This is a genomic window from Enterobacter sp. R-1.6.2 (assembly GCF_035064085.1).
Taxonomy (GTDB): Bacteria; Pseudomonadota; Gammaproteobacteria; order Enterobacterales; family Enterobacteriaceae; genus Enterobacter; species Enterobacter asburiae_B.
On record NZ_JASEYI010000012.1, the window covers coordinates 135,589 to 156,134 of the forward strand.

Sequence of the window (20,546 nt, forward strand, 5' to 3'; positions counted from 1 at the left end):
TCAGAACCCGTTGATGTGCTGTTCAGCGAGCCATTTCGCCAGCACATCAATCTGAGGCGCGTGAATCCAGTTTACGATTTGTCGCGCTTTCTCCTCTCCCGTTCCCGGCAGGGTCTGCCAGTCCTTTGCGTTGCGCCCGCTCATCTTCTGCCACGATATGTCTCCCATCGCCTTCAGCGAAGCCTGGGTCAATGGCACACCCATTGCCATGAGCCAGCGGATAAACGGCTTCTCGCGCACCAGATTAAATCGGTGCCAGAGCGCCAGCCCGCGTGCTGAGGAAAACCCCGGTGTAGCCTGCAGCTGCGCCTGCGTTAATAACAGCCATGAAAAGAGATGTTCAAAACGATGTGCCTGCCAGAGGGTCCGCCAGCCTGACTCACCTAATCCTTCAATATCAAGTACCTGCTTTGAACTGAGCCAGGTCAGCCGGGCAAAGAACTGCTCCATACACTCCGGCGAAGCATAGAAACAGCTAAGAGCATGATAGCGTGAGGCCGGTGGCTCTGGTTTATGTCTGTCAGTCCCGCGCCAGAGCACCTTATCAAACCGGGGGATACCCTGCCCGGCCAGGCTGATCTGTATCTGATCCCCTGGAGCAATATCCATATTCTGCCAGCGCCCAACCGAGCCCAGACTCACCCGCTGCACCTGTTTATCATCCAGTTGCACGGGTTCCAGCGCTGCTACAACGGAAATTTTGCCCGTGCGCCCCACGGAAAAATGAATATCACTCACCTCAGCGACCTGGGCTGCGGGAGGATATTTCCACGCGACAACCCAGTGGCCTTCTCCCGGTAACCACTCTTCGCCCGCAGGTTCATCCTCCGAACGCACCACAATGCCATCCGTGGCAAAGGGTAATGCGGTCACGTACCAGTCCGCGCGCTGTTTCTCGACGGCATCGATAGATTCGGCGGGTAGCGTATACCGTGCCGACAGCGTAAAACCGGCCTGAGACAGTTCAGCTAAAGATGTACGCATATCTTTCGGTCCGTCCGGCCAGGCCCAGATGAATACGCCGATCTTGCTCAATAGCGCGTTATCCTTTTGCCGCATCATCGCCCCCGCCACCTTGGCGCGAGCGTTCATTCCGCCCATCTGGTTCTGAATGTGGTTGTCGCGTAACCAGTAAAGCTCGCCCTGTAAGACGCTATTCGCCAGCGCGCCGGTGAGCTTTTGCGGAACAGACGGGATTAAACGCACCTTATCGGTCCAGTCTTCCCCTTTCAGGCCATCACCGCGACTGATGGCCTGGACTAACTTTCCGTTGCGATAGACCAGCGTTACCGCCACACCGTCAACTTTGGGCTGCAGCCACAGATGCTGTCGGACACGCATCCACTGTCTCAACTCCTCTTTGCTGGCCACTTTATGTACGCCCGTGTGGGCAACGGGATGTTTTACACTTCCCGCCAGCGCCGGGAGTTTCTCTTCTGAAGGCTCGCTGCCAAAACAGCGCTGCCACTGCATTAACCGCCCGTGAAACTGGTCGTAAGCCTCGTCGCTGATCTCGCTCACGCCCTGCTTCCAGTAAGCCTCATCCCAGCCTTTGATTTGGGCGCTTAACGACGCCATCTCTTTTTCTGCTTTTGCCTGCGACCACACCGGACACACCGCCGCGCCATAGCCACACCACAACAGCATTAACCCGCTTATCCATCGCCACATCGCTACCCCTCCTTTTCATTGCAGGAGATATACCCGGATGCCTAAAACAACGCTAACGGCAGCATTTCACAATGCGAGACGCTATCCGGTGTTTCTTTTGGTTGCTGAAAACCACAGATAAAACCTGAAAACGGCACGCAAAATTCAATAATCCAGGGGAAAAAGTGTGACAAAGGCTACGTCACACGGCGGTGACGTGTATAATAAGCCCGTATGTAGGACTTCTTCGTTAACACATACAAAAGACTCTCATGGCTCAAGGCACGCTTTATATTGTTTCTGCCCCTAGTGGCGCGGGTAAATCCAGCCTTATTCAGGCACTGTTAAAAACCCAACCGTTGTACGACACACAGGTTTCTGTTTCTCACACCACGCGAGCGCCGCGTCCGGGTGAAGTGCACGGTGAACACTATTTCTTTGTGGATCACGACGAATTCAGAGCGATGATCGGCAGAGACGCGTTTCTTGAACACGCTGAAGTATTCGGTAATTACTACGGTACCTCGCGTGAAACCATTGAGCAGGTTCTGGCCACGGGCGTAAATGTGTTCCTGGATATCGACTGGCAGGGCGCACAGCAAATTCGCAAGAAAATGCCTGACTCGCGCAGTATCTTTATTTTACCGCCATCGAAAGATGAGCTGGATCGCCGCCTGCGTGGCCGCGGTCAGGACAGCGAAGAAGTCATCGCAAAGCGTATGGAACAGGCTGTTGCAGAAATGAGCCATTACGCGGAATATGATTACCTTATTGTGAATGATGATTTTGATGCCGCACTGAGCGATCTCAAAACCATTCTTCGTGCAGAACGTCTGCGTATGAGCCGCCAGAAGCAGCGACATGACGCATTAATCACCAAACTGTTGGCAGACTGAACCCACTTTCAGTATCATGCCCAGTCATTTCTTCACCTGTGGAGCATTTTAAGTATGGCACGCGTAACTGTTCAGGACGCTGTAGAGAAAATTGGTAACCGTTTTGACCTGGTGCTGGTCGCCGCGCGTCGCGCTCGTCAGATGCAGGTAGGCGGTAAAGATCCGCTGGTACCGGAAGAAAACGATAAAACCACCGTTATTGCACTTCGCGAAATCGAAGAAGGTCTGATCAACAACCAGATCCTCGACGTGCGTGAGCGCCAGGAGCAGCAAGAGCAGGAAGCCGCAGAACTGCAGGCCGTAACCGCTATTGCTGAAGGTCGTCGTTAATTAAACCTGCGGGTCGCCCTTGTATCTGTTTGAAAGCCTGAATCAACTGATTCAAACCTACCTGCCTGAAGACCAGATTAAGCGTCTTCAGCAGGCGTATCTCGTTGCACGTGACGCTCACGAGGGCCAGACACGTTCAAGCGGTGAACCCTATATCACGCACCCGGTAGCGGTGGCCTGTATTCTGGCCGAGATGAAACTCGACTACGAAACGCTGATGGCCGCTCTGCTGCATGACGTGATCGAAGATACCCCTGCCACTTATCAGGACATGGAACAGCTGTTTGGCAAAAGTGTTGCCGAACTGGTGGAAGGGGTCTCTAAGCTTGATAAGCTGAATTTCCGCGACAAGAAAGAGGCGCAAGCCGAAAACTTCCGCAAGATGATTATGGCGATGGTGCAGGATATCCGCGTCATTCTCATCAAACTCGCTGACCGTACCCACAACATGCGCACGCTGGGCTCACTTCGCCCGGATAAACGTCGCCGCATTGCCCGTGAAACCCTCGAAATCTACAGTCCGCTGGCGCACCGTTTAGGTATTCATCACATTAAAACCGAGCTGGAAGAGCTGGGTTTTGAAGCGTTGTACCCGAACCGCTATCGCGTGATTAAAGAGGTGGTGAAAGCCGCACGCGGTAACCGTAAAGAGATGATTCAAAAAATCCTCTCGGAAATTGAAGGGCGCTTACAGGAAGCGGGAATTCCGTGCCGCGTCAGCGGTCGCGAAAAACATTTGTACTCCATCTACTGCAAAATGGTGCTCAAAGAGCAGCGTTTTCACTCGATCATGGATATCTACGCCTTCCGCGTAATTGTCCACGACTCGGACACCTGCTATCGCGTGCTGGGGCAGATGCACAGCCTCTACAAACCGCGTCCGGGCCGCATGAAAGATTACATCGCCATTCCAAAAGCGAACGGCTATCAATCTTTGCACACCTCGATGATCGGGCCACATGGCGTACCTGTTGAGGTGCAAATTCGCACCGAAGACATGGACCAGATGGCAGAAATGGGTGTTGCCGCACACTGGGCGTATAAAGAGCACGGTGGCGAAAGCAGCACGACTGCACAAATCCGCGCCCAGCGCTGGATGCAGAGCCTGCTGGAGCTTCAGCAGAGTGCGGGTAGCTCGTTTGAATTTATCGAGAGCGTTAAATCCGATCTCTTCCCGGATGAGATTTACGTTTTCACCCCAGAAGGGCGCATTGTCGAACTGCCTGCGGGCGCAACGCCGGTCGACTTCGCTTACGCCGTGCATACCGATATCGGGCATGCCTGCGTCGGCGCGCGTGTCGACAGACAGCCTTATCCGCTGTCTCAACCGCTATCCAGCGGCCAGACGGTAGAAATTATTACCGCGCCGGGCGCACGTCCGAACGCGGCCTGGCTGAACTTTGTCGTGAGCTCCAAAGCACGCGCCAAAATTCGCCAGCTGCTGAAAAACCTCAAGCGCGATGATTCCGTCAGCCTGGGGCGTCGTCTGCTCAACCACGCGTTGGGCGGTAGCCGTAAGCTGGCTGAAATTCCGCAGGAGAACGTCCAGCGTGAGCTGGAGCGCATGAAGCTTGCGTCGCTTGACGACCTGCTGGCAGAGATTGGCCTCGGCAACGCCATGAGCGTGGTGGTGGCGAAGAATCTGCAGCAAGGCGACACGACAGCGGTGCCTGCAACCACGCAAAGCCACGGACACCTGCCGATTAAAGGCGCAGACGGGGTGCTGATCACCTTCGCAAAATGCTGTCGTCCAATTCCTGGCGACCCGATTATTGCGCATGTCAGCCCGGGTAAAGGGCTGGTTATCCACCACGAGTCCTGTCGTAACATTCGCGGCTACCAGAAAGAAGCCGAGAAGTTTATGGCGGTCGAGTGGGATAAAGAGACCGCGCAGGAATTTATCACCGAAATTAAGGTGGATATGTTCAACCATCAGGGTGCCCTGGCGAACCTGACGGCAGCGATCAACACGGCTTCTTCCAACATTCAGAGCCTGAATACGGAAGAAAAAGATGGCCGCGTGTATAGCGCCTTTATTCGTCTGACCGCCCGCGACCGCGTGCATCTGGCGAATATTATGCGCAAGATCCGCGTCATGCCGGACGTGATTAAAGTCACCCGAAACCGAAACTAGGTTTATGAATTCACAACGTTATGCACGTATCTGCGAAATGCTCGCCAGGCGTCAGCCTGACCTGACGGTCTGCATGGAGCAGGTGCATAAACCTCATAACGTCTCTGCTATCGTCCGTACCGCAGATGCCGTCGGTGTGCATGAAGTGCACGCCGTCTGGCCGGACGGCCGTATGCGCAATACGGTCTCGGCGGCGGCAGGCAGCAACAGCTGGGTGTCTGTCAAAAATCATCACACCATTGGCGAAGCCGTATCGCACCTGAAAGGGCGCGGGATGCAGATCCTCGCCACTAACCTGTCCGCTAAAGCCGTAGATTTCCGCGAGATCGACTACACCCGCCCGACCTGCATTTTGATGGGTCAGGAGAAAACCGGGATCTCCCGGGAAGCGCTGGATCTGGCGGATCGTGACATCATCATTCCGATGATCGGCATGGTGCAGTCTTTGAACGTCTCCGTGGCGTCCGCGCTCATTCTGTATGAAGCGCAGCGCCAGCGTCAGAACGCCGGGATGTACGAGCGCAGCAACAGCATGCTGCCGGAAGATGAGCAGCAGCGCCTGCTGTTTGAAGGTGGTTATCCGGTGCTGGCTCGCGTTGCGAAGCAGAAAAAATTGCCTTACCCCCACGTCAACGCGCAGGGCGAAATTGTAGCCGATGCCGAGTGGTGGGCCACCATGCAGTACGCCGGGTAAGCGATGAAAGGCCGCCTGCTGGATGCTATCCCGCTTAACAGCCTGACGGGCGTGGGCGCGGCGCAAAGTAATAAGCTGGCAAAAATTGGCCTGCACACCGTTCAGGATCTCCTGCTTCACCTCCCCCTGCGTTACGAAGACCGCACCCAGCTCTACAAGATTGGCGATCTTCTTCCCGCCATTTACGCCACCGTTGAAGGCGAAGTCCTGAACTGCAACATCACCTTCGGCGGACGCCGAATGATGACCTGCCAGATCAGCGACGGCACCGGCATTCTCACCATGCGTTTTTTCAACTTCAGCGCGGCGATGAAAAACAGCCTGGCGACGGGCCGCAGGGTGCTGGCCTATGGCGAAGCCAAACGCGGGAAATACGGCGCAGAGATGATCCACCCGGAGTACCGCGTGCAGGGCGATCTCAGCACGCCGGAAATGCAGGAGACGCTCACTCCGGTTTACCCGACGACCGAAGGCATCAAGCAGGCGACGCTGCGCAAGCTCACCGATCAGGCGCTGGAGCTGCTGGATACCTGCGCCATTACCGAGCTGCTGCCGCCAGAGCTGGCGCGGGGCATGATGAGCCTACCCGAGGCGCTGCGAACCCTGCATCGACCGCCGCCAACGCTGCAGCTCAGCGATTTAGAAAGCGGCAAACACCCCGCACAACAGCGTCTTATCCTTGAGGAATTACTGGCACATAACCTGAGCATGCTGGCGCTTCGCGCGGGCGCGCAGCGTTTCCACGCTCAGCCGTTAAGCCAGAACGATGCGCTCAAAGATAAGCTGCTGGCCTCGCTGCCGTTTAAACCCACCGGCGCGCAGGCGCGCGTCACCGCCGAGATTGAACGCGATATGGCGCTCGACGTGCCGATGATGCGTCTGGTGCAGGGCGACGTGGGCTCCGGTAAAACGCTGGTTGCCGCCCTGGCGGCCCTGCGCGCGATTGCTAACGGTAAACAGGTGGCGCTAATGGCGCCGACCGAGTTGCTGGCTGAACAGCACGCCAACAATTTCCGCGCCTGGTTTGCGCCACTCGGAATTGAAGTGGGCTGGCTTGCCGGGAAGCAAAAAGGCAAAGCGCGCCTTGCGCAACAGGAGGCTATTGCCAGCGGGCAGGTGCAGATGATTGTCGGCACGCACGCCATCTTCCAGGAGCAGGTGCAGTTTAACGGTCTTGCGCTGGTGATTATCGACGAGCAGCACCGCTTCGGCGTGCATCAGCGTCTGGCGCTCTGGGAGAAAGGGCTGCAGCAGGGCTTCCACCCGCATCAGCTGATCATGACCGCCACGCCGATCCCGCGCACCCTGGCGATGACCGCGTACGCCGATCTGGATACCTCCACCATTGACGAACTGCCGCCGGGCCGTACGCCGGTCACCACGGTCGCCATTCCCGACACGCGCCGCAGCGATATCATCGACCGCGTGCGCAACGCCTGCACCCAGGAAGGGCGTCAGGCCTACTGGGTCTGTACGCTGATTGAAGAGTCTGAACTGCTGGAAGCACAGGCTGCCGAAGCAACGTGGGAAGAGCTTAAGCTGGCGCTGCCCGAGCTGAACGTGGGTCTGGTTCACGGACGCATGAAGCCCGCCGAAAAACAGGCGGTGATGCAGTCGTTCAAACAGGGTGATTTACATCTGCTGATCGCCACCACGGTGATCGAAGTCGGCGTGGACGTCCCCAATTCCAGCCTGATGATCATCGAAAACCCGGAGCGTCTCGGCCTTGCCCAGCTCCACCAGCTGCGCGGGCGCGTCGGCCGCGGCGCGGTTGCGTCCCACTGCGTACTGCTCTACAAAGCGCCTCTTTCCAAAACCGCCCAGATGCGTCTGCAGGTGCTGCGCGACAGCAACGACGGTTTTGTGATTGCACAAAAAGACCTGGAGATCCGCGGCCCGGGCGAACTGCTGGGCACGCGTCAGACGGGTAATGCGGAATTCAAAGTAGCCGATTTACTGCGCGATCAGGCCATGATCCCCGAGGTTCAGCGCCTCGCCCGCCATATTCATGAACGCTACCCCGAACAGGCGGCAGCGTTAATTGAGCGCTGGATGCCGGAAACCGAGCGGTATTCCAACGCCTGATCTCAGGCAAACATCGGCAGCATCAGGTACAGCTTGATCACCAGCGCGTTCACGATATCAATAAAGAACGCCCCGACCATCGGGACCACCAGAAACGCCATGTGCGATGGCCCGAACCGTTCGGTGATCGCCTGCATGTTGGCGATAGCCGTTGGAGTGGCCCCCAAACCAAACCCGCAGTGACCCGCCGCCAGCACCGCCGCATCGTAGTTTTTGCCCATCATACGCCAGGTCACGAACATGGCGTACAGCGCCATAAACAGCGCCTGTACCGCCAGAATCGCCACCATCGGCAGCGCCAGCGAGGCCAGCTCCCACAGCTTGAGGCTCATCAGCGCCATCGCCAGGAACAGCGACAGGCAGACGTTGCCGAGCACCGATACCGCCCGTTCAAACACGCGGTAGAAGCCCATCAGCGCCAGACCGTTGCTCAGGATCACCCCGATAAACAGCACGCAGACAAACGTCGGCAGTTCAAACGCGGAACCCGCCAGCCATTGCGCAACCACTTTGCCCACGGTCAGGCAGATGGCGATCGTCGCGATAGTTTCAATCAGCACCAGCGAGGTGATGCTGCGGCCAACGTCCGGCTTTTCGAAGGCGGTCGGCACCAGCTCATCGTCCGGCCTGCCGTTCGGCGTGGTGGAGTGCTTAACCAGATACCGCGCCACCGGGCCGCCAATCAGGCCACCCAGCACCAGGCCAAAGGTCGCACAGGCCATCGCCACTTCCGTCGCGTTTTCAAACCCGTAGCGCTCGATGAACAGCTTGCTCCACGCGGCCCCGGTTCCGTGACCGCCCGAAAGTGTAATCGACCCCGCCAGCAGACCCATCAGCGGATCCAGCCCCAGCAGCGTTGCCATGCCGATGCCAATGGCGTTTTGCATCAGCAGCAGCCCCACCACCACAATCAGGAATACGCCGAGCACCTTACCGCCCGAGCGCAGGCTCGCCAGGTTGGCATTCAGGCCGATAGTGGCAAAGAAGGCCAGCATCAGCGGGTCTTTCAGGGACATATCAAAATCGATTTCCCAGCCCATGCTTTTTTTCAGTAACAGCAGGGCCAGCGCCACCAGCAGGCCACCGGCGACAGGTTCAGGAATGGTGTATTTCTTCAGAAGGGAAACGCTATGTACCAGCTTGCGACCAAGCAGAAGAACCAGCGTTGCGGCAACAAGGGTCGACAACGTATCGAGATGAATCATAAAAGGCTCCTGTTATGCGCGTGTTCCATACACACGCGGCGTTATCCTGGGCCGGTTTGCGCTCTTCATGAGCCCCCGGCGCAAAAAGTGTAATTTTTTTTCCCCACGCGTTGTAGAAAACCTGCTCACAGCGGCAGATTTTCTTCCCTTTTTTTGCTGGCAATCGTTTGCTTTTACCAGGTGGTCAGATAAAATGCCCGCTTTTCCACCGTGGGATTGCCGCCGATGTCCGTTAACACCATAGAGTCGCCTGATGCGCAACCGATTGCGCAGAAGGAAAATAGCGAACTGATTTACCGCCTTGAGGATCGCCCGCCGCTGCCGCAAACGCTTTTCGCCGCCTGCCAGCATCTTCTGGCGATGTTTGTTGCGGTGATCACCCCGGCGCTGCTGATTTGCCAGGCGCTCGGTTTACCGGCGCAGGACACGCAGCACATTATCAGCATGTCTCTCTTCGCCTCCGGCGTGGCCTCGATTATTCAAATTAAAGCGTGGGGGCCGGTGGGGTCGGGATTATTGTCGATTCAGGGCACCAGCTTTAACTTCGTGGCACCGCTGATCATGGGCGGTACGGCGCTAAAAACCGGCGGTGCGGATGTCCCAACCATGATGGCGGCGCTGTTCGGCACCCTGATGCTGGCCAGCTGTACGGAGATGGTCATCTCCCGCGTTCTGCATCTGGCTCGCCGCGTCATCACCCCGCTGGTTTCCGGCGTGGTGGTGATGATTATCGGGCTGTCGCTGATTCAGGTGGGCCTGACCTCCATCGGCGGCGGCTATGCCGCAATGAGCGACCACACCTTCGGCGCGCCGAAAAACCTGCTGCTGGCGGGGGTCGTGCTGGCGATCATTATTCTGCTTAACCGCCAGCGAAATCCTTACCTGCGCGTCGCCTCGCTGGTGATCGCCATGGCGGCGGGCTACCTGCTGGCGTGGGCGCTGGGCATGCTGCCGGAGAACACCGCGCCGACCAACAGCGCGCTGATCGTCGTTCCTACGCCGCTGTACTACGGACTGGGCATTGACTGGGGCCTGCTCCTGCCGCTGATGCTGGTCTTTATGATCACCTCTCTTGAGACCATCGGTGATATCACCGCCACCTCCGACGTCTCCGAGCAGCCGGTGTCCGGCCCGCTGTACATGAAGCGTCTGAAAGGCGGCGTGCTGGCGAACGGCCTGAACTCGTTTGTCTCTGCGGTATTCAACACCTTCCCGAACTCCTGCTTCGGCCAGAACAACGGCGTGATCCAGCTGACCGGGGTTGCCAGCCGCTACGTCGGTTTTGTGGTGGCGCTGATGCTGATCGTCCTCGGCCTGTTCCCGGCGGTAAGCGGCTTTGTGCAGCACATTCCTGAGCCGGTGCTGGGCGGCGCAACGCTGGTAATGTTCGGGACCATCGCGGCCTCCGGCGTGCGTATCGTCTCCCGCGAGCCGCTGAACCGCCGCGCGATCATGATTATCGCGCTGTCGCTGGCCGTCGGTCTGGGTGTTTCCCAGCAGCCGCTGATCCTGCAGTTTGCGCCTGACTGGGTGAAAAACCTGCTCTCTTCCGGCATTGCCGCGGGCGGTATCACCGCTATCGTTCTGAACCTCGTTTTCCCGCCTGAAAAGAACTGATCCTCTTCACGGCAGGCAGCCAATGCCTGCCGTGACATCTAATTACACCATTCCCGCCTTGAGGATTGCGCATAAATCGTGCATAACTCCCTTATGTGCGTTTTGCGGGATGGAAGACCATGAAATTTATTGGAAAGCTCCTCATCTATCTTCTGGTAGCCCTGCTCATTGTGCTGCTGGCGTTCTACATTCTGCTCCAGACCCGCTGGGGCGCGTCTCAGGTCAGCAGCTGGGTGACGGTGAATACCGACTACGAACTCAGTTTCGACAAGATGAATCACCGCTTTTCGTCGCCTTCCCACATCATTCTGGAAAACGTCACCTTCGGTCGGGACGGTAAACCCGCCACGCTGGTAGCCAAAAAAGTCGATATCGGCCTGAGCAGCCGCCAGATAACCGATCCGCTGCATATGGACACCATCACCCTGTTCGACGGCACGCTGAATCTCTCGCCCCAGACGGCACCGCTGCCTTTCCAGGCGGATCGCCTGCAGCTGAACAACATGGCCTTTAACAGCCCGAATACCGAATGGGATCTCAGCGCGCAGAAGGTCACGGGCGGCGTCAGCCCGTGGCAGCCGGAAGCGGGCAACGTGCTGGGGAACAACGCGCAGATCCAGATGAGCGCGGGCTCGCTGACCCTGAACGGCGTACCGGCGACCAACGTGCTGATCGAGGGGCAGCTTAACGGCAGGGAGGTGGTGCTGAAAACGATTGGTGCCGACATGGCCCGTGGCTCACTTACCGGCTCCGCCCTGCGCAACGCCGACGGGAGCTGGATTATCGACACGATGCGCCTGAATGAGATCCGCCTGCAGAGCGATAAAACGCTGATGGCGTTCTTCGCGCCGCTGGCCTCCATCCCTTCTCTGCAGATTGGTCGTCTGGACGTAACCGATGCCCGGCTTCAGGGCCCGGACTGGGCGGTGACCGATCTCGATTTAAGCCTGCGCAACCTGACTCTCAGCAAAGGCGACTGGCAGAGCCAGGAAGGCCGCCTGTCCATGAACGCCAGCGAGTTTATCTACGGCTCGCTGCATCTTTTCGACCCGATCCTGAATGCGGAGTTTTCCCCGCAGGGCATGGCGCTGCGTCAGTTCACCTCTCGCTGGGAAGGCGGCATGGTGCGCACGTCCGGTAACTGGCTGCGCGACGGTAAAGCGCTGGTGCTGGACGATGTTGCCATCGCCGGGCTGGAGTACACCCTGCCGCAGAACTGGAAAACGCTGTGGATGGAGCCTCTGCCGGAATGGCTGAACAGCGTCACGCTGCAAAAATTCGGCCTGAGCCGCAACCTGGTGATCGACATCGATCCCGCCTTCCCGTGGCAGATCACCTCTCTGGACGGCTACGGCGCAAACCTGCAGCTGGTGAAAGATCGCCAGTGGGGTATCTGGGGCGGTAGCGCAACCCTGAACGGCGCGGCGGCGACCTTTAACCGCGTGGACGTGCGCCGTCCGTCGCTGGCGCTGAATGCGAACGCCGCCACGGTGAACATTACCGACCTGAGCGCCTTTACCGAGAAAGGCATTCTGGAAGCCACGGCGACGGTTTCTCAGCTGCCGCAGCGGCAGACCACGGTGAGCCTGAACGGGCGCGGCGTGCCGCTCAGCGTGCTGCAGCAGTGGGGCTGGCCTGCGCTGCCGATTACGGGCGACGGCAATATTCAGCTCACCGCCAGCGGCAGCGTGCAGGCCAGCGCACCGTTGAAGCCAACGGTGAACGGCAAGCTGAACGCGGTGAATATGGATAAACAGCAGGTGCAGCAGACGATGACGGGCGGTGTGGTTTCAACACCACCCTCACCCCAGCCCTCTCCCTGAAAGGGAGAGGGAGTAAACCATTCCCTCGCCCCTTTGGGGAGAGGGTTAGGGTGAGGGGAATCAAAGGTGAACCACCACCTCATTCCCCTCCGCTTTCACCACCACACCCCATTCGCTACCTGCGTGTGAACCACCTTTTACGCCGCTCACCTTCTGTACGTTGCGCAAGCACACCGACCAGTTTTGTGCGTCTCCCGCGCCGGTAAAGGTCACGATGTCGCCCCGACGTGACGCCTTCAGCGTAAACGCCACGGAGCCGTCCGCCGCAGGTACTTCGCTCACCGCCGTTGCGCCGTCGCCCAGGTTAAACAGCTGGAAGGCCGTCCCCGCGTTCCACGCGTAGTCCGGCTTCTGGTTATTGTTGCCCAGCGCCAGCAGGGTGTTGTCGCGCACGTAGACCGGCAGGCTCATGAAATCGTGCTGCTGCTTATGCCAGCGGCTGCCCTGAATTTCGTCGTTATGCCACAGATGCGTCCAGCGTCCTTCCGGCAGGTAGAACTGCACGTCGCCCGCCTCGGAGAACACCGGCGCGACCATCACCGCATCCCCCAGCATGTACTGGCGGTCGAGGTAATCGCATGCCGGATCGTCCGGGAACTCCAGCATCATCGCCCGCAGCATCGGCGTGCCGAACTCGCGGGCCAGCGCCGCCTGGCGATAAAGATACGGCATCAGCTGGCACTTCAGCTGGGTGAAGTAGCGCACCACGTCGCAGGACTCGTCATCGTACGCCCACGGCACGCGGTAGGATTTGCTGCCGTGCAGGCGGCTGTGGCTGGAGAACAGCCCGAACGCGCACCAGCGCTTGTAGACGTGCGCCGGAGCGGTGTTTTCGAACCCGCCGATATCGTGGCTCCAGAACCCGAAGCCGGACAGGCCAATCGACAGCCCGCCGCGCAGGCTTTCGGCCATAGATTCATAGTTGGCGTAGCAGTCACCGCCCCAGTGCACCGGAAACTGCTGCGCCCCAACGGACGCCGAGCGGGCAAACAGCACCGCCTCTTCCTCCCCCACCGTCTCTTTCAGCACGTTCCACACCAGCTCGTTATAGATATAGGCGTAGTGGTTGTGCATCTTCTGCGGATCGGACCCGTCGAACCACTGCACATCCGTCGGGATACGCTCGCCGAAGTCGGTCTTGAAGCAGTCGACGCCGATCTCCACCAGGCCTTTCAGCCTGTCGGCATACCACCGGCACGCGTCCGGGTTGGTGAAGTCATAAATCGCCAGCCCCGGCTGCCATTTGTCCCACTGCCACAGGGAGCCGTCCGGGCGCCTGAGCAGGTAGCCCTTCTCTTTCAGCTCCCGGAAAATCGGGGATTTCTGGCCGATGTACGGGTTAATCCACACGCAGACCTTCAGCCCTTTCTCCTTCAGGCGTCGGATCATCCCTTCCGGATCCGGGAAGGTCACCGGGTCCCACTCGAAGTCGCACCACTGGAAGGCCTTCATCCAGAAGCAGTCGAAGTGGAAGATGTGCAGCGGCAGGTCGCGCTCGGCCATGCCGTCGATAAAGCTGTTTACCGTGGCTTCGTCGTAGTTGGTGGTGAACGAGGTGGTCAGCCACAGGCCGAACGACCACGCAGGCGGCAGCGCCGGACGCCCGGTAAACCGCGTATAGCGGTTCAGCACCTCTTTCGGCGTCGGGCCGTCGATCACGAAGTATTCGAGATATTCCCCTTCCACGCTGAACTGCACTTTGGAGACTTTCTCGGAGCCGACTTCAAACGAGACGTTCTCGGGATGATTCACCAGCACGCCGTAGCCGCGGTTGGTCAGGTAGAACGGGATGTTTTTGTAGGACTGCTCGGTACTGGTGCCGCCGTCGCGGTTCCAGGTTTCGACCGTCTGGCCGTTGCGCACCAGCGCGGTAAAGCGCTCGCCCAGACCGTAGACCGTTTCCCCCACGCCCAGATCCAGACGTTCGAAAATGTAATTGCGGTCGGCGTTGGTATCCTGCACGTAGCCGTTGTTTTTCAGCTGGCTGCCGGTAATGCGCTGGCCGTTGCGAAGGAAATCCAGCGCCCAGAACTCGCCTTTGGTGACGCGCACGCTGACGCTGCCGCTTTTCAGCTCGGCAAAGTCGGCGTTGTTTTCAATCTCTACCTTCACGTCTTTCAGAACGTTCAGCGGATAGTGCGGGCCGTTATTCAGCGCGCCCTGGAAATGCTCGATGCGCACCCCGACAATCCCTTCCTGCGGGGAAAACAGGCGCACCGTGAACATCAACGTGTCGAGCTGCCAGGTGCGTTCGCGCACGTCGCGCGGCGCCACATACACCACAAGGTCGTTGCCCTGCTGCTCCACGTCGAACACCTGAACCGGATACGTCACGTTCAGGCCCGGTTGAATAAGCCAGTTTCCATCACTGATTTTCATGCTCTCATCCTCTTAGTTCTGCAATTCTTTGCTGACCGGCAGGTTTTCAAATTCCTGCTGATTGCGGCGCGCGCCCTGCGCCAGCTCGCCCATGATTTTGGTCAGGAAGGGGGTTTTCAGCGTGTAGTAGCGCTTGGCGATAATGGCGCTCAGCACGTAACAGGCCGCCGGGGCCAGGGTAAACAGGCCGATAATGATGCTGATGGTCGCGCTGTTCTGGGTTTTGGCTGCCGCGTCGTAGCCGCCGCCTGCCAGCATCCAGCCGATCATCGCCCCGCCCAGCGCCAGGCCGAGCTTCAGCACGAACAGCGTGCCCGCAAAGCTGATGCCGGTCAGGCGCTTGCCGTTGGTCCATTCGCCGTAGTCGACGGTATCGGACATCATCACCCACTGGATCGGTGTCACCAGCTGGTGCAGCACGCCGATGACGAAGATAAAGGCGAACATCAGCACGGTGGCGTGCATCGGCACGAAGAACATCGCCACGCTGACCACCGCCAGCGCGGCGTTGGTCCACCAGAAGATGCTGACCTTGCACTTCCAGTCGGTGAGCGGTTTCGCCAGCGCGGAGCCAATCAGGTTGCCGACGCAGTAGGTAGTGAGGAACGCGACGAACACCTCCGGCGAGCCCATGATCCAGGTGCAGTAGTACATCATCGCGCCGCCTCGCACGCAGACTGCGAGGATGTTGAGGATGGTGAGTACGCCGACGATGCGCCACTGGTCGTTGTGCCAGATGTCGCGCAGGTCTTCCCGCATGGAGGTGGTGCTCGGCGGCACCTGGATGCGCTCTTTGGTGGTGAAGAAGCAGAACGCCAGCATCAGGAACGCGACCACCGACAGCACGGCGATGCCGCCCTGGAAGCCGAACGCCTTATCGTCGCCGCCAATCAGGTTCACCAGCGGCATCATCAGCACCGTGGAGAGCATGCCGCCCGCGGTCGCCAGCACAAAGCGCCAGGACTGAAGGGAGATACGCTGCGTCGGGTCGTTGGTGATCACGCCGCCCAGCGCGCAGTAGGGAATGTTGACCACGGTATAGAGCAGGGTCAGCAGGGTGTAGGTAACGGCGGCGTAAACCATTTTGCCGTTGAGGCTGAGGTCCGGGGTGGTGTAGGCCAGCACGCAGACGATGCCGAACGGGATGGCGCCGAACAAAATCCACGGACGGAATTTGCCCCAGCGGCTGCGGGTGCGGTCGGCAATCAGCCCCATGCACGGGTCGGAGATCGCATCCAGCGCGCGCGCCAGCAGAAACATGGTGCCGACAAACCCGGCGGGAATGCCGAAAATATCGGTGTAGAAAAACATCATGTACAACATGACGTTATCAAAAATGATGTGGCTGGCGGCATCTCCCATGCCGTAGCCAATCTTCTCTTTAACTGACAATACTTCGCTCATCTTTTTTTATCCTTCACGCTGTAGGGGGCGCTGAGACCGGTTACAGAGTTTTAAACCATTGTTTCAGGAGCGGGTATTGCGTTTTCTGGTTAGCAGATTACGTTTCTTGTTTTTTGTGATCGCGGTAAATGTTGGAAGCACGAGGGGCTAACATGAGGATTTTCTTAGGAATTAACTGAAACAGGGGTGTACAGGTCAAAAGAGAGGTGAAAAAAGTGTGTCGGGGTATGTGGTAAATGCCTGAAAGTAGCTATAATGCGCCCCGCCTCCATGTAGCAATCGAGGCGCGGAAGATCGTCATCTCCGGTGAGGTGGCTGGACTTCAAATCCAGTTGGGGACGCCAGCGTTCCCGGGCAGGTTCGACTCCTGTGATCTTCCGCCAAAATGCCATCCGCTTTAATAAAAACTTTATTAATAAATAAATTCCCCACATCCCAGTCACCTTATGTGAACATGATCATTTATTCATTTAAATTCTGTAAGTTAAAGATGCTCGAACTATTAATGGGCATCTCATGAAAAATTTTTCTGGTCGCAAAGTTGATTAACATTCAACTATCCGATTATCCCGGATAGTTCACTAGTTAGGAAAACGCCAATTTTCAGAGAGATAGATCGCTATAATCTCGAAGCAATACACACCAGCATGAATAGAAAAAACGCTGGAAAGCGCCTCGCAATTTCTTAATTGCACGATCCCGTTTGATACCTCAACTTTGTCATACTCTTGCCACTAACAGCCTGGCTATCGATGACAGCCATTGCATTTATTAACTACAGCTTATATTCTTTTTTATAAGCTACAGCTTATCATGGACGAAAGCATGTGGACGGTTCTGTTCGGAAAGGTATTCGAGCAATGGCTGCTTGAACAGGAAGAAGGATTACAGGATAAGGTACTGGCAGACCTGCTAAATCTGCAAAAATATGGGCCACGTCTTCCACGGCCCTATGCTGATACGGTTAAAGGCTCACGGTATAACCATATGAAAGAATTACGTATTCAATATGCTGGACGTCCGATACGTGCTTTCTTCGCATTTGATCCTGTCCGTCAGGCCATTGTGCTTTGCGCGGGCGATAAGAGTAACGACAAAGCCTTTTATGAAAAAATGATTCGCATCGCAGAAGCAGAATTTTCCTTCCATCTGACAAGCCTGGAGGCAACCAAGTGAAAACCTTAAATGAAGTGATTGCGTCACGTTCACCGGAAAGCCAACAACGTATTAAAGAGATGGCAGATGAAATGATCCTCGAGACGGGTCTGCAACTTTTACGTGAAGAGCTGAGACTTTCGCAAAAAAATGTTGCCGATCTGATGGGGGTGAGTCAGCCCGCAGTGACACAGCTTGAGCAACGTGGAAATGAACTCAAAATTGCCACACTTAAGCGCTACATTGAGGCAATGGGGGGGAAACTTCATATCGACATTGAACTTCCCACAGGAAAACGCGTTGCATTTCATATCTAAAAGTATGATTTCTGCGTTAAGTTAATATTCATTCACCCAACCGCATATGCAGCAACGGAAACGGATTCCCCTGCCCGTCCAGTTCCGAGCGTCCGACCTGCTCAAACCCCATATGGCGATAAAACGCGACGCCCTGCGGGTTCTGCTCATTCACGTCCACTTCGTTCGCGCCGAACGCTGCGATGGCGTGCTGGAGCAGCAATTTCCCGACGCCCTTCCCGCGGCTCGCGTCATCAACAAACAGCATTTCAATGCGGTTTTCATCCACGCCTAAAAAGCCGTGAATAACGCCTGCGTCATCGCGAGCGATCACGACCTTGAGGTTAGGCAGATAGGCGTTAAGCAATAGCGGGCGCAGCGCCTCAATATCGCTTTCCTGTAAAAAGTGATGGGTGGCGCGGACGGAGGATTCCCAGATCGCGACCAGACGTTCGAAGTGTGTGGGGAGTGCGGTTTCTATTTTCATGGGGGGATCATTATAGAGCGCAGAGATTAAATCAAGTATCCAGAAGCATGGAGGCAATAAAACGAAGACCTTAAATGAAGTTATAAACTCTCGTACATCTGAAAGTAGAGAGCGTATTAATGAAATGGCCCGAAAGTTGGTTCAGGAAACCAGGCAAATGATAGATCATGGCAAGCAAGAATCATCACCTGGGAATGAGAACAGGGAAACGAGTCAATCCTTCATGACAGTTGTTCGGTTTAACCGAACAACTGAGGAACGGTAAATATTGTTGCGCCCTGCTCCCCCTCACCCTAGCCCTCTCCCTCAAGGGAGAGGGAACCGATTGTGCGGTTTGTCATCCCACACCGTTCGAGCTAAACCTTAATCTCCATCACCGCATACACCCCATCCTTCGGCACCACCACGGTGACGTCTTCCACCGGCACGCCCGCCGCGAGGTGGATATCCTGCAGCTGCTGTAACGACCTCGGGTGAATATCCTCCCAGCCGATACCCCGCAGCACAAAGTCAATTTGCGGGCTGCTGGTGAGCATGTTCGACACAATCACCGCGCCGCCGGGCTTAACCAGCCGCAGCGCGCGCTGGAGAAAAATCACCGCATCGGTATCGTTGAAGTATTCGAAAATCCCCAGCGCGTCGACCAGTTCGGCCTGGTGCTCGCCCAGCTCCAGCAGCAGGTCCTCGTTACGCACCAGCGTATGGAGCAGGTTGCGCCTGAGCAGCGTCAGCTGTTCGCCCACCACAATCCCTTCCTGCGCCGCCATGGTTTCGGCCCAGCTGAGCGCCACCGGGTCTTTGTCCACCAGCGTGAGATATACACGCTGGCCGTCGAGCTTTGCTTCGCGCAGCGCCTCCAGCACCGGGATGGCGGCACCGCTTGCGAGGCTAACCCAGTTATTTTCACTTTCGTTGTGAATGTACTTATCCACCAGCGCGGCCAGCACCCTGGCGCCGGATCGCACGCCAACCGCATCGTTAGCGTGGATAAACCACTGGCGGCTGTCGCTGTCCATTTTCGTGCCGTCGGGCAGGCGGTCCTCAAGCGGGTTTTGCACCACAAACAGCGCCAGCGCGGAGGGCACCAGCCGGGTGCGCCACGCGGTGAGCGCGGGGCGGTTGCGGAAGGCCTGTTCGGAATAGCGGTTCTGCGGGACAAGCACGGCCTGCCCCCCTTCGTCGTATTCCACCCTCGGAGGCCGGAGCGCTGGCTCGGCTTTCAGGGCGCGGTCAATGGAGGCGATCTCACGGGCAGCGTCGTCTTTCATCGGCCACTGGTCGCTGACGTCGGGAAATGACGCGCTGAAAATCGTCATATTTTCCGGTGCATCGCCGCGAAAAGGCTGCCAGTTCATGTCGTCTTCCCTCCGTTAGGCTTTTAACGGAAGTCTATCCAGGCGAGCCAGTAATACCCTACGAAGAAAGCACGAAATAGGTGCATCAGTTCTGCGACGTGCGCCATACCCCCGGCGTGCAGCCGTACTCGGTCTGAAAATGACGAATAAAATGGGCGCAGTCGCTAAACCGCATCCGCCGCGCAATATCCGTCACGCTTTGCTGAGAGTTTTTCAGCAGCCAGCAGGCATAGCGCAGCCTGGCGCTGCGAATAAATTCCCGCGCCGTTTTGCCAAACTCGGCGTGAAACAGGCGGTTAAGCTGGCGTTCGCTCAGCTTAACGTCCTGCGCGAGCCTGGCGGCGTTCAGCGGGTGAGTCAGATACTGTTCGACGATCGTCACCGCCCTGCGCAGCCGTGAATCAGGGATCATGGCGATATTCGCGGGCCGCGGCGTGGCGGCGTCATGCGGAGGAAGGGACAGCCGCCGGGAGGTGGTGGCCGCAATGTCGTCTCCCCCGTGGGCGCGGATCAGCGACGTTACCAGGGTGAGCGTTGAGATCCCGCCCGGGCAGGTCAGCACATCGCCTTCGTCGATAAAATCGAGGCCTTGCTCAGCATAAACCTGCGGAAACCGTTGCGTGAAAACGTCATGGTGATGAGGATGAATCGAGGCGCGGCGCTCGTTCAGTAAGCCTTCCTCCGCCAGAATAAAGCTGCCGGTACCAATACCAATCAGAGGAACGTTGTTGTGATAAGCCTCCGTGAGAAACGCTCTGTCGCCACGGTGTCCCTGGTGAAGATGCTCCAGACCTCCGCCGATCGCCGCAATATAGTCGAAATCGCCGGGCGGCGCATGGGCGGCCTCAGGCCGCACGCTGAGCCCTGAGCTGCTCACTATCGGTAAGTCGGGATAAGTGCTTATCAGGCTGAGTTTAAAGCGTATTTTCTGGCTACGCTTCTGGACGCTGGATGCAATACGTAACGCCTCTATTAATCCTGAATATGCGAAAAGCGAGAAATGGGGCCACAGGAGTAAACCCATATGCAGGGATTT

The 20,546-nt window shown here is 57.5% G+C and carries 16 protein-coding genes and 1 tRNA gene; 10 read left to right on the forward strand and 7 right to left on the reverse strand.

Translation table 11 applies throughout. The features are described from left to right. On the reverse strand, positions 1–1,671 hold the full coding sequence (gene ligB, locus QMN93_RS14700; protein ID WP_193138765.1) for an NAD-dependent DNA ligase LigB: 1,671 nt from the start codon (positions 1,669–1,671) through the stop codon (positions 1–3). A 251-nt stretch (positions 1,672–1,922) separates the two neighbouring features. Between ligB and gmk the strand changes: the two genes are divergently transcribed. From gmk to recG, 5 genes are read left to right on the forward strand one after another with little or no spacing between them, the layout of a single operon-like run. Beyond that, a complete protein-coding gene (gmk, locus tag QMN93_RS14705) occupies positions 1,923–2,546 on the forward strand; it encodes a guanylate kinase (RefSeq protein ID WP_010426438.1) in 624 nt (207 codons plus the stop codon). 54 nt (positions 2,547–2,600) lie between these two features. Next, positions 2,601–2,876, forward strand: coding sequence for a DNA-directed RNA polymerase subunit omega (gene rpoZ, locus QMN93_RS14710; protein WP_000135058.1), 276 nt, complete (start codon positions 2,601–2,603; stop codon positions 2,874–2,876). Positions 2,877–2,895: 19 nt separating this feature from the next. Next, positions 2,896–5,010 carry a bifunctional GTP diphosphokinase/guanosine-3',5'-bis pyrophosphate 3'-pyrophosphohydrolase gene (gene spoT / locus QMN93_RS14715; protein ID WP_023309883.1) on the forward strand — a complete coding sequence of 705 codons (2,115 nt, stop codon included), beginning with the start codon at positions 2,896–2,898 and terminating at the stop codon, positions 5,008–5,010. 4 nt (positions 5,011–5,014) lie between these two features. Then, complete coding sequence (gene trmH / locus QMN93_RS14720) at positions 5,015–5,704, forward strand: tRNA (guanosine(18)-2'-O)-methyltransferase TrmH (RefSeq protein WP_193138764.1); 690 nt, start codon at positions 5,015–5,017, stop codon at positions 5,702–5,704. A 3-nt stretch (positions 5,705–5,707) separates the two neighbouring features. Next, positions 5,708–7,789, forward strand: a complete 2,082-nt coding sequence (recG, locus tag QMN93_RS14725; protein ID WP_193138763.1) for an ATP-dependent DNA helicase RecG — start codon at positions 5,708–5,710, stop codon at positions 7,787–7,789. Positions 7,790–7,791: 2 nt separating this feature from the next. Here the strand turns inward: recG and gltS are convergent, their stop codons facing one another. Further along, positions 7,792–8,994: a sodium/glutamate symporter gene (gene gltS, locus QMN93_RS14730; protein ID WP_033147054.1), complete on the reverse strand. Its 1,203-nt coding sequence runs from the start codon at positions 8,992–8,994 to the stop codon at positions 7,792–7,794. 225 nt (positions 8,995–9,219) lie between these two features. On the opposite strand from gltS, the gene xanP reads away from it, so the two are divergent. Together xanP and QMN93_RS14740 are read left to right on the forward strand one after the other, a co-directional pair. Then, positions 9,220–10,611 carry a xanthine/proton symporter XanP gene (gene xanP / locus QMN93_RS14735; RefSeq protein WP_193138762.1) on the forward strand — a complete coding sequence of 464 codons (1,392 nt, stop codon included), beginning with the start codon at positions 9,220–9,222 and terminating at the stop codon, positions 10,609–10,611. Between the two features lie 119 nt (positions 10,612–10,730). After that, positions 10,731–12,434, forward strand: a complete 1,704-nt coding sequence (locus QMN93_RS14740) for an AsmA family protein (protein WP_193138761.1) — start codon at positions 10,731–10,733, stop codon at positions 12,432–12,434. Between the two features lie 60 nt (positions 12,435–12,494). Here the strand turns inward: QMN93_RS14740 and yicI are convergent, their stop codons facing one another. Continuing rightward, positions 12,495–14,813, reverse strand: a complete 2,319-nt coding sequence (gene yicI, locus QMN93_RS14745) for an alpha-xylosidase (protein WP_182382835.1) — start codon at positions 14,811–14,813, stop codon at positions 12,495–12,497. Positions 14,814–14,825: 12 nt separating this feature from the next. Beyond that, positions 14,826–16,217 carry a glycoside-pentoside-hexuronide family transporter gene (locus tag QMN93_RS14750; RefSeq protein ID WP_048980239.1) on the reverse strand — a complete coding sequence of 464 codons (1,392 nt, stop codon included), beginning with the start codon at positions 16,215–16,217 and terminating at the stop codon, positions 14,826–14,828. 288 nt (positions 16,218–16,505) lie between these two features. On the opposite strand from QMN93_RS14750, the gene QMN93_RS14755 reads away from it, so the two are divergent. From QMN93_RS14755 to QMN93_RS14765, 3 genes are all read left to right on the forward strand, one after another. Beyond that, positions 16,506–16,600 (forward strand) — tRNA-Sec (locus QMN93_RS14755). A gap of 442 nt (positions 16,601–17,042) precedes the next feature. Then, positions 17,043–17,393 (forward strand): type II toxin-antitoxin system RelE/ParE family toxin, encoded by a 351-nt coding sequence (locus QMN93_RS14760; protein ID WP_182410756.1) that lies wholly within the window; start codon positions 17,043–17,045, stop codon positions 17,391–17,393. Further along, positions 17,390–17,689 (forward strand): XRE family transcriptional regulator, encoded by a 300-nt coding sequence (locus QMN93_RS14765; RefSeq protein ID WP_023309874.1) that lies wholly within the window; start codon positions 17,390–17,392, stop codon positions 17,687–17,689. The genes QMN93_RS14760 and QMN93_RS14765 overlap by 4 nt, the downstream gene beginning before the upstream one ends. Positions 17,690–17,717: 28 nt before the next feature. Here QMN93_RS14765 and QMN93_RS14770 read toward each other — a convergent pair whose 3' ends face one another. From QMN93_RS14770 to QMN93_RS14780, 3 genes are all read right to left on the reverse strand, one after another. Beyond that, the gene (locus QMN93_RS14770; RefSeq protein ID WP_182410757.1) at positions 17,718–18,155 is read right to left on the reverse strand and encodes an acetyltransferase; all 438 of its coding nucleotides are present in this window, start codon (positions 18,153–18,155) and stop codon (positions 17,718–17,720) included. 356 nt (positions 18,156–18,511) lie between these two features. Next, positions 18,512–19,510, reverse strand: a complete 999-nt coding sequence (locus tag QMN93_RS14775; RefSeq protein ID WP_193138760.1) for a class I SAM-dependent methyltransferase — start codon at positions 19,508–19,510, stop codon at positions 18,512–18,514. 85 nt (positions 19,511–19,595) lie between these two features. Then, the gene (locus tag QMN93_RS14780; RefSeq protein ID WP_182410838.1) at positions 19,596–20,534 is read right to left on the reverse strand and encodes a GlxA family transcriptional regulator; all 939 of its coding nucleotides are present in this window, start codon (positions 20,532–20,534) and stop codon (positions 19,596–19,598) included. Positions 20,535–20,546 lie beyond the last annotated feature (12 nt).

Bases quoted from the DNA above. Each gene is read 5' to 3' on its own strand.
- gltS (WP_033147054.1), bottom strand. From the start codon at position 8,994: ATGATTCATCTCGATACGTTGTCGACCCTTGTTGCCGCAACGCTGGTT.
- recG (WP_193138763.1), top strand. From the start codon at position 5,708: ATGAAAGGCCGCCTGCTGGATGCTATCCCGCTTAACAGCCTGACGGGC.
- QMN93_RS14760 (WP_182410756.1), top strand. From the start codon at position 17,043: ATGTGGACGGTTCTGTTCGGAAAGGTATTCGAGCAATGGCTGCTTGAA.
- QMN93_RS14770 (WP_182410757.1), bottom strand. From the start codon at position 18,155: ATGAAAATAGAAACCGCACTCCCCACACACTTCGAACGTCTGGTCGCG.
- QMN93_RS14740 (WP_193138761.1), top strand. From the start codon at position 10,731: ATGAAATTTATTGGAAAGCTCCTCATCTATCTTCTGGTAGCCCTGCTC.
- QMN93_RS14775 (WP_193138760.1), bottom strand. From the start codon at position 19,510: ATGAACTGGCAGCCTTTTCGCGGCGATGCACCGGAAAATATGACGATT.
- rpoZ (WP_000135058.1), top strand. From the start codon at position 2,601: ATGGCACGCGTAACTGTTCAGGACGCTGTAGAGAAAATTGGTAACCGT.
- xanP (WP_193138762.1), top strand. From the start codon at position 9,220: ATGTCCGTTAACACCATAGAGTCGCCTGATGCGCAACCGATTGCGCAG.
- QMN93_RS14750 (WP_048980239.1), bottom strand. From the start codon at position 16,217: ATGAGCGAAGTATTGTCAGTTAAAGAGAAGATTGGCTACGGCATGGGA.
- yicI (WP_182382835.1), bottom strand. From the start codon at position 14,813: ATGAAAATCAGTGATGGAAACTGGCTTATTCAACCGGGCCTGAACGTG.
- trmH (WP_193138764.1), top strand. From the start codon at position 5,015: ATGAATTCACAACGTTATGCACGTATCTGCGAAATGCTCGCCAGGCGT.
- gmk (WP_010426438.1), top strand. From the start codon at position 1,923: ATGGCTCAAGGCACGCTTTATATTGTTTCTGCCCCTAGTGGCGCGGGT.
- ligB (WP_193138765.1), bottom strand. From the start codon at position 1,671: ATGTGGCGATGGATAAGCGGGTTAATGCTGTTGTGGTGTGGCTATGGC.
- QMN93_RS14780 (WP_182410838.1), bottom strand. From the start codon at position 20,534: ATGGGTTTACTCCTGTGGCCCCATTTCTCGCTTTTCGCATATTCAGGA.